Consider the following 13,582-nt stretch of genomic DNA (forward strand, 5'->3'; position numbering starts at 1 on the left):
ACTCCGTTATTTCACTGCTTGAACAAGTCTTGGCGCAATCTCCTGCAGGGGCAGAAGATGACGCACGCATTGCAGCTCCACAGCTGAACGCGGCATACCATAGACAACACAAGTTTCTTCATTTTCGGCAAACGTTGATGTGACTCCAGTCTCGTATAATTTTTTCATCATACGCGCCCCGTCGCTCCCCATACCTGTCAGAAGAACAAGATGTCGTTGTAAAGATGTAAACGGCAGAAGCGACTCAAACATCGTATCCACTGAAGGTCTGTGACCATTCACCTGTTGATCCTCACTCAACTTCAAGATAAACCTTCCATCTGCTGTCTTGTGAACTCTCAAATGGAAACCACCAGGTGCGATATAAGCCGTTCCTTTTTTAAGCACCATACCGTCTTCAGCCTCGACTACATGGAGCGGACTAAATGTATTCAACCGTTGTGCAAGTGAACGGGTGAAATTAGGCGGCATATGCTGCACAATAATGACTGGCGCCGGCAAATCCGCTGGCAACTGTTCCAGTAAAGTCTTGAGAGCTCTTGGTCCACCGGTTGAAGAACCGATCGCAACAAGTTTGTTGAACGATCCTTCCGATCCCGCTGAAGTTTTAAAAGCCGTATTAAGTTTAGTTGGCTCCTTCGCAGGAACAGGTGCAGACGCAGAACTGGTTGCTGGCTGTTTCGTCTGGAGTCGAGGCACCTCTGGCGATCTGACCTCTTTACGAGCTTGCAGTGAACTCACAGGCGGCTTACTTGGTATATCCGTTTTCGTACGAGCAGATTGATCAGGCTTACCTAAGCCATCCTTTTTCGTGATCGTACGCTCCGATTTCGGAGGAGAAAGCGGGACACTCGGTTGCTTTTTAGCCTGTAAGACTCCAGTACGCTCTTCAAATGAATTCTCTCTTTTTGGAAGTATCGGCGGAACTGTTTTTTGAAGCGGTTCAACAACTTCCTTCGATGTATCTTCCTTCTTTACTGGTTGTGCTGGAGGAATTACAGTATTGCGGGAAGCCTCCATTTTTTTGATCGATTCTTTACGCTCAGCTTTTCGCTTCACTTCATGCATGGCAGCACGCATTCGTTCAACCAACGCTTTACCAACCTGAGCAATATCCTGATCATGCACAACAGACGGCTTACGAATAAAGTCAAATGCACCAGCTTCGAGAGCCATAATTGTCTCTTTCATACCTTGTTCATTAATACCAGAGAGCATAATCACAGGAATGAAGGAATCCTCCATTATGGATTTAAGCGCATCCAGCCCATTCATTTCCGGCATTTCAACATCCATTGTGATCATATCAGGTTTCAACTCTAATGCTTTTTGGATAGCTTCTTTGCCGTTTGACGCTGTGGCCGTAACCTTGAACTCTGAGTCCGCTTCAATTAAATCCGTCACAATTTTGCGCATAAAAGCGGAATCATCGACAACCAATACTTGATAGACCGCCATATTGTGTCACCTCTGTTTCCTTTTTTCAGAAATCATGTTGTTCGTTTAAGCCACTTTTTCATAAATCCTCTGATTCCTGACAAGGTTCCGGATTCCGGAGCTGCAGGTACAGCCAGATATCGAAGAGCAAGTTTTTGTATATCTTTAGAAGCCTTGCAATGAGGATAGGCTAATCGATAAGGCATCTGTTTCTTTACTGCTGTCACAACCTGAGCATCCTCTGAAATATACCCTAGAAGCGGGATATCTGTTTGCAAAAACCTTCTCGCCACTCCAGCTATTTTATCTGCTACACGCTCCGCCTCCCTTTCATCTTCAACCCGATTTACGATCATTCGAAAAGGAGTTGCGTGCTCCTCGCCGTGCATGACTTTAACTAAGGCATAAGCATCTGTTATTGAAGTCGGTTCAGGAGTAGTTACAATCAGGCATTCATCAGCAGCGCCGATGAATCTCATATTTTCCCTGGAAAGGCCAGCCCCGGTATCGAAAATGACGTAATCCATCTCTTGCGCAATGTCCTCCACCTCACTGGCAAAAAACTCCAGATCCCGATCAGACAAGGAGAATAATTCCTTCATCCCCGACCCCCCCGCAATATATGGTAGGCCATCAGCACCAAGTTGTATGATTTCCCTTATAGTTTTATGTCGGTATAAAAGATGATACAGATTATAGGAAGAAGAAGTTCCCATTAAAACATCGATATTTGCCATACCGATATCTGCATCAAACACCAGCACTTTTTTACCCATAGAATGAAGAGTCAGTGCAAAGTTTAGTGTGAAATTGGACTTGCCTACCCCACCTTTACCACTAGCTACCGTAATAATTTTGGAGGAACGGTTACTCACTTTGCTTTTATCGCTCTCGAGTGGCGCGGAGACCAAGCTTCGGAGTGATGCTGCCTGATCCTTCATTGTGTCCCGTCTCCCAATAACGCCTGGGACAACCATTCCACATTGGGCTTCAGCAGATCATCAGGAACATTCTGACCGTTTGCCACATAAGCAAGTTTGAGCGGGAAACGATGTAGAAGGTTAAAGAGCGGACCGCAAGTTCCTGTTTCATCCATTTTGGTGAAGATCACTTTATCCAATCCATATTTACTGAAATGCTCAGTAATTTGTACCATATCCATGCTTTTCGCAGTCATACTCATCACCAGAAAGGTTTCACTGTTCTCAACAGGAGCAAGTAAACTCTGCAGTTCGGAGACAAGCAATTCATTTCTATAGTTTCTGCCTGCTGTATCCATAAAGATCAGATCGCAGTTTTCTAGCCGTGAAATGGCACGTTGCGTATCTCCTGGCGACTGCACAACTTCAAGCGGCACGTTCAGAATCGATGCATACGTTCTTAGCTGTTCAACTGCAGAGATACGGTACGTATCTGACGTAATAAAACCAACTTTACGCTGTTTTTTAAACATCTGCTCCGCAGCCAGTTTGGCAATCGTTGTTGTTTTTCCTACTCCTGTAGGTCCAGCCACATATACAATTCGAGTGCTAGGCAGGATGCCCTCTTGAATACGGTCTTTCAGAAAAGTCGCTATCTCCAACCGAAGTGCCTCTTCAACATCCGATTCTTGCAATTTACCCTCAGCTAACCCCTGCTCAATAGGTTCAAACCAGGATTCCCATACTTCTGGCCAAATTTCTTGGTCCGCAAGCCGCTCCTGGCTCTTCATTAATTCTTCAGGAATTGTTGTCGCAACTGTTCCTTGCTTGGAAAGCTTGGTCATCATCTGCTTCAAGTCCTGTAACTCGTTCAACAGCTTGTCCTGCTGCTGATCCATACCACGATCTTGGATACTAGGCGTTGAACCCGAAAAATCCGCCCCTTGCGGTCGCGGTTTATGCTCACTGCTCAGGAAATCTGAGCCGTAATCCATTTTTTCATCTATTCCACTTGATTTGGATACAGATGGAACAGCCGCCGTTTTCTCCTGCTCTTTTTGGTCCACCGCCGCTACAGTTTCCCTTGCATCGGCCCCCCCTACAAACGAACGAGCGGTTTGAGCATAAGCTTCAGGTACAAACGAACGAGGCACAGGCGTAAATGAATTTTGCGCCTTCTTAACAGAAGAACCATTCGCCTGACCAGGCTGCTCTTTATCTACTGCTGCAACCACTTCGATACGTTTTTTGCGGAACATCCCGAGCACTCCGCCCACCTTGATTTCTTTGGTGGACAGAATGACGGCGTCACTTCCCAGGTCTTTGCGAATTTGAAGCATAGCTTCGGGCATGGTCTCAACAACGTATTGTTTTACTCTCATAAGTTCACCACCCCGATACTTTGAATTTCAACATTCGGCTCCAACTCGCTATAGGAAAGCACCGGAATATCCTGCATCGTTCTTTCAATCACCTGACGCAGATACATTCGAATGGTTGGAGAAGTTAACACGATGGGTTGTTGACCCGATTGAATTAATCGATTTACTTGTTCACTCAGCTTTTGGTACACACTTTGAGTAGAGACTGGATCCAGTGCAAGATAGCTACCTTGCTCTGATTGTTGCACACTTTCAGCAATTTTCTTCTCAAGTCCTGGTCCAACCGTGATCACTTGAAGGGTTTCACCTTTTTGCGAGAATTGTTGTGTAATCTGACGAGATAACGATTGTCTAACGTACTCCGTTAACACATCTGGATCCTTCGTATAAGTTCCATAGTCTGCCAGCGTTTCAAAAATAGTAACCATATCTCGAATCGATACTTTTTCACGTAGCAGCTTCGCTAGTACCTTTTGTACATCACCAATCGAGAGAACGGAAGGAATTAACTCATCCACCAGTGCAGCATAATTCTCTCTAAGGTTGTCTACAAGTGCCTTCGTCTCTTGTCTTCCAAGCAATTCGTGCGCATGTTTCTTGATTAGTTCTGTTAGATGAGTCGCAACGACAGAAGGCGGGTCAACTACCGTATATCCAGCGAGCTCTGCCCGATCTTTAGTCACTTCATCAATCCATAGCGCAGGCAAACCAAATGCCGGCTCTGTTGTTTCGATTCCTGTTACGGATTCTTCATCATATCCAGGACTCATCGCAAGATAATGGTTTAGAAGCAGTTCTCCGCCACCAACCGCATTACCCTTAATTTTGATCACATACTCATTAGGTCTTAGTTGAATATTGTCACGAATACGGATCACTGGTACCACCAAACCCAATTCAAGCGCACATTGTCTTCGAATCATAATGATCCGATCCAGCAAGTCTCCGCCTTGTTGATTGTCAGCCAGAGGAATCAAACCGTAACCAAACTCAAATTCGATCGGGTCCACCTGAAGCAAGTTAATAACACTTTCAGGACTTCTGACTTCTTCAATCTGTTGTTCTTCTTCCAATTGCTCTTCTGCTTCCTGTTTCAAATTCAGATTATTCTGCATTCGCCAGGCGGCAAAAGCAAGAACACCTGCGAGCGGCAATGTTGTAATTACATGAATTGGCGTAAAGAATCCCAGCATCGCGATGACAAAAGCTACGATATAGATGAGTATCGGATATGTAAACAACTGGCCAGTAATATCATCTGCCAAGTTTCCTTCCGATGAGGCTCTGGTAACAATCAATCCCGCCGCAGTTGAAATAAGCAGTGCGGGAATCTGGCTAACCAATCCGTCCCCGATAGTCAGCACCGAGTACGTGGAAAGTGAAGTTGCAAAATCGTAACCATGTACCGTCATACCGATAATAAATCCACCGATCAGGTTGATTAGGAGGATGATAATACTTGCAATGGCATCCCCTTTTACGAATTTGCTGGCACCATCCATCGCTCCATAAAAGTCGGCTTCGCGTTCAATTTTGGAACGGCGCTCACGCGCCTGCTGTTCATTAATTAAACCAGCATTCAAGTCGGCATCAATACTCATTTGTTTACCAGGCATAGCATCAAGCGTGAACCTTGCTGCTACTTCAGCTACACGTTCGGAACCTTTGGTAATAACGATAAACTGTACGACCACCAGGATCAAAAACACGATAAATCCAATGGCTATCTGCCCACCCGCTATCCAGCTACCAAAGGTAGCAACAACAGCTCCAGCATCACCTTTACCTAGGATCAACTTCGTTGTTGAGATATTGAGTGCCAGTCTGAACAACGTAGTAATGAGCAACAATGCCGGAAATATGGAAAACTGTAATGCTTCTTTGCTGTTCATGGCGACAAGCAAGATCATCAAAGCAATAGAGATGTTGATAACGAGCAACATATCGAGCAGCCAGATGGGGATCGGGAGAATCATCATCAACACAATGCCGATAATACCCGCAAGGATAGCTAAATCTTTTGTTTTCAATGAATGTACGGCCTCCGATCCCTGTTATTTCGTTCTGCCCTTAAGTTTATATACATAAGCCAGCACTTCGGCTACAGCTTGAAACAAATCGGCCGGTATAGCGTCACCAATCTCAGCTCTCTGGAACAATGCCCGTGCCAGTGGTTTGTTTTCCATCGTAATCACACCGTGTTCTTTGGCAATTTCTTTAATGCGCAGAGCGACATAATCCTGCCCTTTAGCAATAATTTGCGGAGCCTCCATCTCAGACCCCTCATACTTCAGTGCTACTGCAAAGTGTGTTGGGTTCGTGATGATTACATCTGCGTTCGGTACTTCCTGCATCATACGCTGCATAGCCATACGACGCTGGCGCTCCCGAATTTTGCCCTTAATCAGCGGATCGCCTTCCATTTTCTTATACTCATCTTTGATATCTTGCTTCGACATGCGTATATTCTTTTCATAATCGTACTTCTGGTACATGTAGTCGAATACGGCAAGTACCAGGAGTGCAACTGCAATCTTGACACCAAGATTTAAAGTAATAGAAGCAGCAAACTGTAAAATCGCATCCATTGAAAAATGTGATAATGAAGCAATATCAGACTGGTAACTAATAATTGTGCTGTACACAAGGTAGCCGATAATAGACATTTTCAAAATGGACTTTGCAAATTCAACTAGCGAGCGAAGTGAAAAAATATTTTTAAACCCTTTGATTGGATTTAGTTTCTCGAGCTTCGGTTTTAAACCCTCGCCTATAAGAAGAAACCCCACCTGCATGTAGTTAACGATTAACGCAATTAGTGCTGCGCCAAGCAAAACGGGAGCGAGCAACAACATCACTTCAATCCCGTAACGCATCATCAGTGCCATCACATTTTCTTCGGTTACATTCATGCTGAGTCGATTAATAAAAATATCTGTAAACAGCTTTACCATGCGCTCTTTATAAAACGAGCTAAACATCATCATGGTCAAAAATGTAAACAGGAGAATCGAGGCACCGGATAACTCCATACTTTTTACGACTTGCCCCTTTTTTCGTGTATCCTGTCGCTTTTTAGGGGTGGCTTTCTCTGTCTTCTCTCCAGAAAACAATTGGAGATCAAGTTGAAGTTTCATCTGAATCCTGTCCTCCGTTTCACTCATCCCGGCCTTTGTCCGATCGTTCCAAGCAGTTTTTCCATAGTTCGGAACATGACCTCGAACAATTGACCAAACACAAAGGCGAAGCTGGGAACCAGCAGGAGCAAAATAGCAATTCCAACGAGTACCTTGAGCGGCATACCTACAGCAAATACATTAAACTGTGGAGCCGTTTTGGCCAAAAAGCCCAACCCTACATCCGTCAGAAACAGAGCGACTACAATCGGAGCAGCCATCTGGAAAGCAAGCATGAAAGCTTCTCCTAACGTACGTACAAGAAATTCCGCAACGCTGCCATCCGCCATCTTCAAGAAGAATATATTGGATAGCGGAATCCACCGATAACTGTATACGATGCCATCCAGCAGATAATGATGTCCATTCATAGTTAAAAATAAAAGTACAGCAAAAGCATATTTAAAATTACCTGTAAGTGGTGCAGATGCACCTGTCATCGGGTCATACACATTAGCTATACCGAAGCCTATCTGGATATCAATAAACGCCCCTGCAGTCTGTACAGCAGTCATCAAGAGATAAGCCACAAATCCCAAAAGTAAACCGATGAGGATTTCTCTGATTATTAGCAGGATGTAACTCAAGTCCGTTGGAACAGTCTGATGTATGCCAAAGGTCATATATACTGTCAACGTAACAAAAGCAGATATCCCTATTTTAAACGACGTAGGTACATTTCGAGCTGAAAAGACAGGTGCAGTTACAAAAAATGAGGCTATTCGACAAAACATAAGCAGAGCAACAGGGAAACTTTGCAGCAATGTCTCCATCGGCTAAAGCCTACCCTATGTATCTGTACAAATTATCGAGTATGTTAAACGTAAAATCGATTAATATATTCAAGATCCAGGGCCCAAACAAAAGTACCGCCAGCAGTACTGCGACTATTTTAGGTACAAAAGCGAGCGTCTGCTCTTGAATCTGAGTCGTTGCTTGGAAAATACTAATCATAAGTCCTACAACCAGAGCTAGTATGAGCATAGGTGCACTGGCCAGCAATGACGTGTATACTGCTTTTCCGGCCAGACCGATAATAAACTCCGAAGTCATGACCGTCCTCCTTTAACTCTCCGGTTCAAGTATTAAAACTCAGCAACAGTGACTTGACTACCAGATACCACCCATCCACCAGAACAAAGAGCAGTATTTTGAAAGGTAATGAGATCATGACCGGGGGAAGCATCATCATACCCATGGCCATGAGTGTACTCGCCACAACGATGTCGATCACCAGGAAAGGAATAAATATCATGAATCCCATCTGGAAAGCTGTTTTGAGCTCACTGATTGCATATGCCGGTACCATTACCGTGATTGGAATATCCTGATACGATTTCGGCTGTTCCGCCTGATTGTATTTCATGAACAGCAAGATATCCTTCTCGCGCGTATGAGTAAACATAAATTTCTTAATCGGATCTGCTGCCTTTTCTAGCGCCTCCGTTTGTGTCAAATCTCCTTTGAGATAAGGCTGTAATGCAACCTGATTAATAGAAGATAACGTAGGAGACATGATGAAAAGTGTAAGAAAAAGGGCCAGACCGACCAATACCTGATTCGGAGGCATCTGCTGGGTTCCGAGTGAAGTTCGGACAAACCCAAGCACAATCACAATCCGAGTAAAACTGGTCATCAGTACCAGCAATGCCGGGGCTATGCTAAGCACCGTAATTAATAGAATAATAGATAATGAACTAGTACTTGGCGTGTTGCCATCACCGTTCCCAATCTGAATATCAATATTAGGAATCGGCTCGGCAAAAGCCACCGTAACAGATGCCAGGCTGATAAGTCCTACGAAACAACACGCTAACCAAATCTTTTTCTTCATGAATCCCTCGACCGATCTGTAGTATTGTCTTGATCCAGGAGCTTCTCCATCTTCTCTTTACGGTTTGGCATCTGCCGAAGTTTGGATTCAAACATCTCATGAAAAGAAGCAGTGTCCTCAATTTCCATTTCCCGAGGCGGTTCTTCTTTACGAAGACGTTTAGCGAGCTTGGCTATGATGGGTGGGAGGTTTCCTTGCTGTGAAACAGCATCCCGTTCAAAGGAATCCACAATTCTCTGTGCTTCTTCCAAATCCGAAACCTTATCCAGCAGCTGTATATTCTCGCCCACACCGATCAAATAAACGTTTCCGCCAATCTCTAAAATTTGCAGTGACTTGTTTTGTCCTAGTCCGACCCCGCCCAAAATGCGAATGGTTCCGCTTCGAAACCATTGCTGATTTCGTTTGTTCAAGAATCGGATCAGGTAGACAATAAGAACCAGGATGACGGCCAGGACAACAATCACCCATACTAGCTGTAGATAATAATTGATTCCTGCGCCAGCTGGTTCTGGAGTACCCCCCTGAGCCATCAACATGCTTCTTAAGCTCCCAGTGTTTTGCTGATTGCTTCGATAACCCGATCAGATTGGAAAGGTTTAACGATAAAATCTTTGGCTCCAGCTTGAATGGCATCAATAACCATCGCTTGTTGGCCCATTGCAGAACACATAATTACTTTTGCATTTGCATCAATTTTTTTAATTTCTTTCAGAGCAGCAATACCATCCATCTCAGGCATTGTAATATCCATTGTAATCAGATCCGGACGAAGTTCCTTGAACTTCTCAACGGCTTGTGCACCATCTGGTGCTTCTCCTACGACTTCATACCCATTTTTGGACAAAATGTCCCGGATCATCATTCTCATAAATGCAGCGTCGTCTACGACTAAAATTCGGTTTGCCATGTTGGTTCAAATCCTCCCTGAATTGTGCTTATTGTAATTTCTGAATACGGTCCCATTGGCTTAGAATATCTATAACACGAACACCAAAGTTTTCGTCAATGACGACAACTTCACCCTTGGCGATCAGTTTGTTATTTACCAAAATATCAACAGGTTCACCAGCCAACTTATCCAGTTCGACAATCGAACCTTGTGATAGTTCCAATATATCTTTAATTTGCTTTTGGGTCCTTCCTAATTCTACGGTGACTTTAAGGGGAATGTCCATCAATAAATTCAAATTGTTCTCGTCTACATTAGCAAAAGCCCCATTTTGCAAATTGGCGAATTGAACAGGCTGTACATTCACATTCCTATTTGGCGCAGCACCATAGTGTTGAGGCTCACCATAGGCTGGCTGTGGTGGCATATGATATGGTTGCTGCGGTGGCATACCGTATGGTTGCTGTGGAGGCATACCTTGAGGCATCCCCATCGGAGCTTGACCATATCCACTATAGTCCTGAACAGGCTGCTGTGGAGCCTGTGGAGGCATCTGTTGCTGAGCCGGTGGCTGTTCCATAACCGGTGGCGGCGTTGGTGGTGCCACTGGCGCCGGAGCAGGCTCGGGTGTTGAAGCTACAGGAGCACTGGAGGTCGACTCTTGAGCACCTCCAATTAACATATCCACCATGTTTTTCGCAAAATGTACAGGAAGCAACTGCATCAAATTCGAATCAATCAGATCCCCTACTAACAGACGGAATGAAACTTGAATGAGTGTTTCATCTGGTGGTAGATTGGTCACACCTTCGCCGCTTTCCAAGTTGAGAATATCAATCCCTGGAGGAGAAATATTAACAAACCGGTTGAAGATGGTCGACATAGATGTGGCAGAAGACCCCATCATTTGGTTCATCGCTTCCTGTACCGCGCTAATGTGAATTTCGTTCAATTCTTCGTCAGCCGGATTTCCCTCACCGCCCAGCATTAAATCAGCGATAATTTGCGCATCTCTCTTTTTGATAACCAGTGAGTTAATGCCTTCGAATCCATCCACATAGTTCACATGAACAGCAACATGTGGCTTAGGGAACGCTTCTTCGAACTGTGTTCGGCTAATAATTGATACTTTAGGTGTTGTAATATCCACTTTAAGGCCTAATAGTGTGGACAACGCAGTCGCAGCACTGCCAAAAGTGATGTTACCAATCTCCCCCAAGGCATCCTGTTCCAGCTCCGTCAGAAAATCATCAACCGTTTTCTCAGCGGGTTCAGAACTCGAGATGGATTCCGATTGCCGAAGCAAAGCGTCGATCTCTTCCTGGGATAAATAATCCTTACTCGTCAAATTCTTCAACTCCTTCGGTGACAATTTGATCTATTTGCACAGCCACACGGTCCTTAATCGTTCCCGGACTGCCAATATACTTCAGTCTGTCACCAACTTTAATGGAAAGCCCCTCTTCCACCGGTTTATTCAGCGTAATGACATCGCCAACCGATAATCCTAAAAACTCGGCTATCGAAATTCTGGATTCACCAAGTTCGGCTACAACTGGTAATTTGGCTTTGTTTACACGTGATCTCAGCGCTTCGTATTCTTCCGGAGCTCTCGTTTTCTTCTCTGAAACAAACCACTGATGTGTTGATAACCGGGACATAATAGGCTCAAGAACGACATGCGGTATACACAAATTGATCATGCCTGTGGTATCGCCGATTTTGGTACTTAGCGAGATCAAGGCAATGGTCTCATTGGGAGATACAATCTGCATAAACTGAGGATTCGTCTCCAGTGCTTCCATTCTAGGCGAGATATCCAGTACCGTCTTCCAGGCTTCCTGCAAACTTTCGAAGGCTCGGCTGAATATGCGTTCCATAATCGTCGTTTCAATTTCTGTCATGCTTGCAATTTTTGTAGGAGCACTGCCTGTACCTCCTAGCAGACGATCCAGCATCGCATAACCCACGTTCGGGTGAACCTCCATGACCATTCGTCCCTGTAATGGCTCTGCTTCGAAAATGTTCAAAATCGTCATCTTGGGAATAGAACGGATAAACTCGTCATAAGGCAACTGTTCTACCTGCACAACATTGATCTGAACGAACGTCCGCAGCTGGGCCGAAAAATAAGTGGTGAGAAAACGAGCAAAGTTTTCGTGAATACGCGTCAGACTTCGAATGTGATCCTTGGAGAAACGCACTGCCCGTTTAAAATCGTAAGACCTGATTTTCTTCTGAGTTTCTTCCTTTTTCAATTCCTCGGCGTCCATTTCGCCTGAAGAAAGGGCTGCTAATAGGGCGTCAATCTCGTTTTGTGATAATACATCCACCATGTTCTCACCCCCTTACAGGTCTACAGCTTGTTCTATTCATTACATTGGTGCTATAACAATGTCTGAAACACTTGTGCTTTTCAAGTTCGGCTCAGGCAATGCCTCATTAATTAGCCCCGTTAGTTTCTCATTGAATTGTTTCATACCTTTTGCCGAACTCAGTGCCTCAGCTTTGGTATCCGCAAGCGCCTCAATAATGATTGGCTTAACCGTAATACTTTTAATTTTCTCAAAGTCTTCTTTAGCTTTCTTATCCGACAACTTGAAAGAGAAACTAACCATAATAATACGATCTGCATCAGCCAAATTGGTCTTAATCTGTCCAAGCTCGGATGAAACCTCTACAATTTCATCTGCTGTCAGCTTTTTTTCTTCAGCAGCTGCCGCTGTATGTGTATTGTCGTTCTTGTTTTGACTTTGCATAAATACAAAAACTACGACCACAATGAGTGTGATTGCAAGCAACGTTGTTGCAATCCAGGGCATCATCTTTTTCATCAGGACTCCTCCGTTTGCTGCACTTTAATCGTGGCTGCCTGAACTCCAATTTCACGGTTGTATTCTTTGATTTTGGAAATCACTTCATCGGCCTTTTCAAGCACGATTAATCTTTTTCCCGTTACCAGAGTAATATACGTGTCCGGCGTCTCTTCCACGATTTCGACCATCAGCGCATTTAACCACATGGGAGAACCATTTAACCGCGTAACTGAAATCATGTCAAGCCCCCTCAATCATAGTGGAGGAGCAAGCTCCCCCACCATTTCAAAATCACTAATCAGTTATTATCGTTTCAGGTTAACGACCTCTTGAAGAATTTCGTCTGATGTTGTAATGATCCGGGAGTTCGCTTGGAAGCCACGCTGTGACACAATCATCTCGGTAAACTCATTCGTCAAATCAACATTGGACATTTCGAGCTGACCAGCAATGATAGCCCCTGTACCGTCTTCTGCACTATTTGCTGTAACTGGATCAAGTACCCCATCCGGATTGGCATTCGCCGTCATACGATACAAGTTGCCGCCAATTTTCTCAAGACCTGCAGGATTAACAACTTTACCAATCCCCAGCTGCGCTCCGGCTTGAACCGTTCCATCAGCCATCGTCTGATTGATAAAACCATCCTGACCGATTGTGAATGAAACCACATCATCCTCAAGAGTAATGTTGGCACCACCATTATCCAATACGAACAAGCCATCAGAAGTTACCAGGTTCCGGGCAGCATCAACATGGAAATCACCCGCACGAGTCAAGTAAGGTACAGTTTGCGCATCACTCAAGCGTACCAGAAAAAATCCATCTCCATTAATTCGAAGGTCAGTAGGATTATTGGTGGTCATCGGGCTACCAGCCAAATGCATTGTGTCAATCGACCCTACTGAAACACCTAGACCGATTTGCTGTGCATTGACACCACCAGAAGGTGCATCCGTTGGAGCCGTTACCCCTTTAGTCGTTTGGCTCATAATGTCTTTGAACATCACTCGGCTTCCTTTAAATCCAACCGTGTTTACGTTCGCGATATTGTTACCAATGACATCGAGTTTGGTTTGAAAACCCCTCATCCCGGAAACGCCTGAGTACATCGATTTCAACATT

At 44.5% G+C, this 13,582-nt stretch carries 15 protein-coding genes; all 15 read right to left on the bottom strand.

What is annotated here, in order from left to right; translation table 11 throughout:
• Positions 1-6 precede the first annotated feature (6 nt).
• Complete coding sequence (locus H7T88_RS23180; RefSeq protein WP_221790557.1) at positions 7-1,458, bottom strand: protein-glutamate methylesterase/protein-glutamine glutaminase; 1,452 nt, start codon at positions 1,456-1,458, stop codon at positions 7-9.
• Between the two features lie 32 nt (positions 1,459-1,490).
• Positions 1,491-2,378 (bottom strand): MinD/ParA family protein, encoded by an 888-nt coding sequence (locus tag H7T88_RS23185; protein ID WP_154958948.1) that lies wholly within the window; start codon positions 2,376-2,378, stop codon positions 1,491-1,493.
• Entirely contained in the window at positions 2,375-3,739 is a 1,365-nt protein-coding gene (gene flhF, locus H7T88_RS23190) for a flagellar biosynthesis GTPase FlhF (RefSeq protein ID WP_090923856.1), read from the bottom strand. The genes H7T88_RS23185 and flhF overlap by 4 nt, the downstream gene beginning before the upstream one ends.
• Positions 3,736-5,769, bottom strand: a complete 2,034-nt coding sequence (gene flhA / locus H7T88_RS23195; RefSeq protein WP_145329777.1) for a flagellar biosynthesis protein FlhA — start codon at positions 5,767-5,769, stop codon at positions 3,736-3,738. Before flhA ends, flhF begins: the two co-directional genes overlap by 4 nt.
• Positions 5,770-5,793: 24 nt before the next feature.
• Positions 5,794-6,903, bottom strand: a complete 1,110-nt coding sequence (flhB, locus tag H7T88_RS23200; protein ID WP_123064462.1) for a flagellar biosynthesis protein FlhB — start codon at positions 6,901-6,903, stop codon at positions 5,794-5,796.
• Complete coding sequence (gene fliR / locus H7T88_RS23205) at positions 6,900-7,688, bottom strand: flagellar biosynthetic protein FliR (protein ID WP_154983888.1); 789 nt, start codon at positions 7,686-7,688, stop codon at positions 6,900-6,902. The genes flhB and fliR overlap by 4 nt, the downstream gene beginning before the upstream one ends.
• A 10-nt stretch (positions 7,689-7,698) precedes the next feature.
• Entirely contained in the window at positions 7,699-7,968 is a 270-nt protein-coding gene (gene fliQ / locus H7T88_RS23210) for a flagellar biosynthesis protein FliQ (protein ID WP_123064460.1), read from the bottom strand.
• 25 nt (positions 7,969-7,993) lie between these two features.
• Positions 7,994-8,749 (bottom strand): flagellar type III secretion system pore protein FliP, encoded by a 756-nt coding sequence (fliP, locus tag H7T88_RS23215; RefSeq protein ID WP_154958951.1) that lies wholly within the window; start codon positions 8,747-8,749, stop codon positions 7,994-7,996.
• Entirely contained in the window at positions 8,746-9,282 is a 537-nt protein-coding gene (locus tag H7T88_RS23220) for a flagellar biosynthetic protein FliO (protein ID WP_090923949.1), read from the bottom strand. Before H7T88_RS23220 ends, fliP begins: the two co-directional genes overlap by 4 nt.
• Before the next feature lie 11 nt (positions 9,283-9,293).
• Positions 9,294-9,659 (bottom strand): response regulator, encoded by a 366-nt coding sequence (locus tag H7T88_RS23225; RefSeq protein ID WP_090923862.1) that lies wholly within the window; start codon positions 9,657-9,659, stop codon positions 9,294-9,296.
• A gap of 28 nt (positions 9,660-9,687) precedes the next feature.
• A complete protein-coding gene (gene fliY, locus H7T88_RS23230) occupies positions 9,688-10,989 on the bottom strand; it encodes a flagellar motor switch phosphatase FliY (protein ID WP_221790559.1) in 1,302 nt (433 codons plus the stop codon).
• Positions 10,979-11,977, bottom strand: coding sequence for a flagellar motor switch protein FliM (gene fliM / locus H7T88_RS23235; RefSeq protein ID WP_090923864.1), 999 nt, complete (start codon positions 11,975-11,977; stop codon positions 10,979-10,981). The genes fliY and fliM overlap by 11 nt, the downstream gene beginning before the upstream one ends.
• A gap of 39 nt (positions 11,978-12,016) precedes the next feature.
• A complete protein-coding gene (locus tag H7T88_RS23240) occupies positions 12,017-12,475 on the bottom strand; it encodes a flagellar basal body-associated FliL family protein (RefSeq protein ID WP_154958954.1) in 459 nt (152 codons plus the stop codon).
• Positions 12,475-12,696 carry a flagellar FlbD family protein gene (locus tag H7T88_RS23245; protein WP_056700597.1) on the bottom strand — a complete coding sequence of 74 codons (222 nt, stop codon included), beginning with the start codon at positions 12,694-12,696 and terminating at the stop codon, positions 12,475-12,477. Before H7T88_RS23245 ends, H7T88_RS23240 begins: the two co-directional genes overlap by 1 nt.
• A gap of 66 nt (positions 12,697-12,762) precedes the next feature.
• Positions 12,763-13,581 carry a flagellar basal body rod protein FlgG gene (gene flgG / locus H7T88_RS23250; RefSeq protein ID WP_221790561.1) on the bottom strand — a complete coding sequence of 273 codons (819 nt, stop codon included), beginning with the start codon at positions 13,579-13,581 and terminating at the stop codon, positions 12,763-12,765.
• Position 13,582: the final 1 nt, after the last annotated feature.

It is taken from the genome of Paenibacillus cucumis (ex Kampfer et al. 2016) (assembly GCF_019748695.1).
Lineage (GTDB): Bacteria > Bacillota > Bacilli > Paenibacillales > Paenibacillaceae > Paenibacillus > Paenibacillus polysaccharolyticus.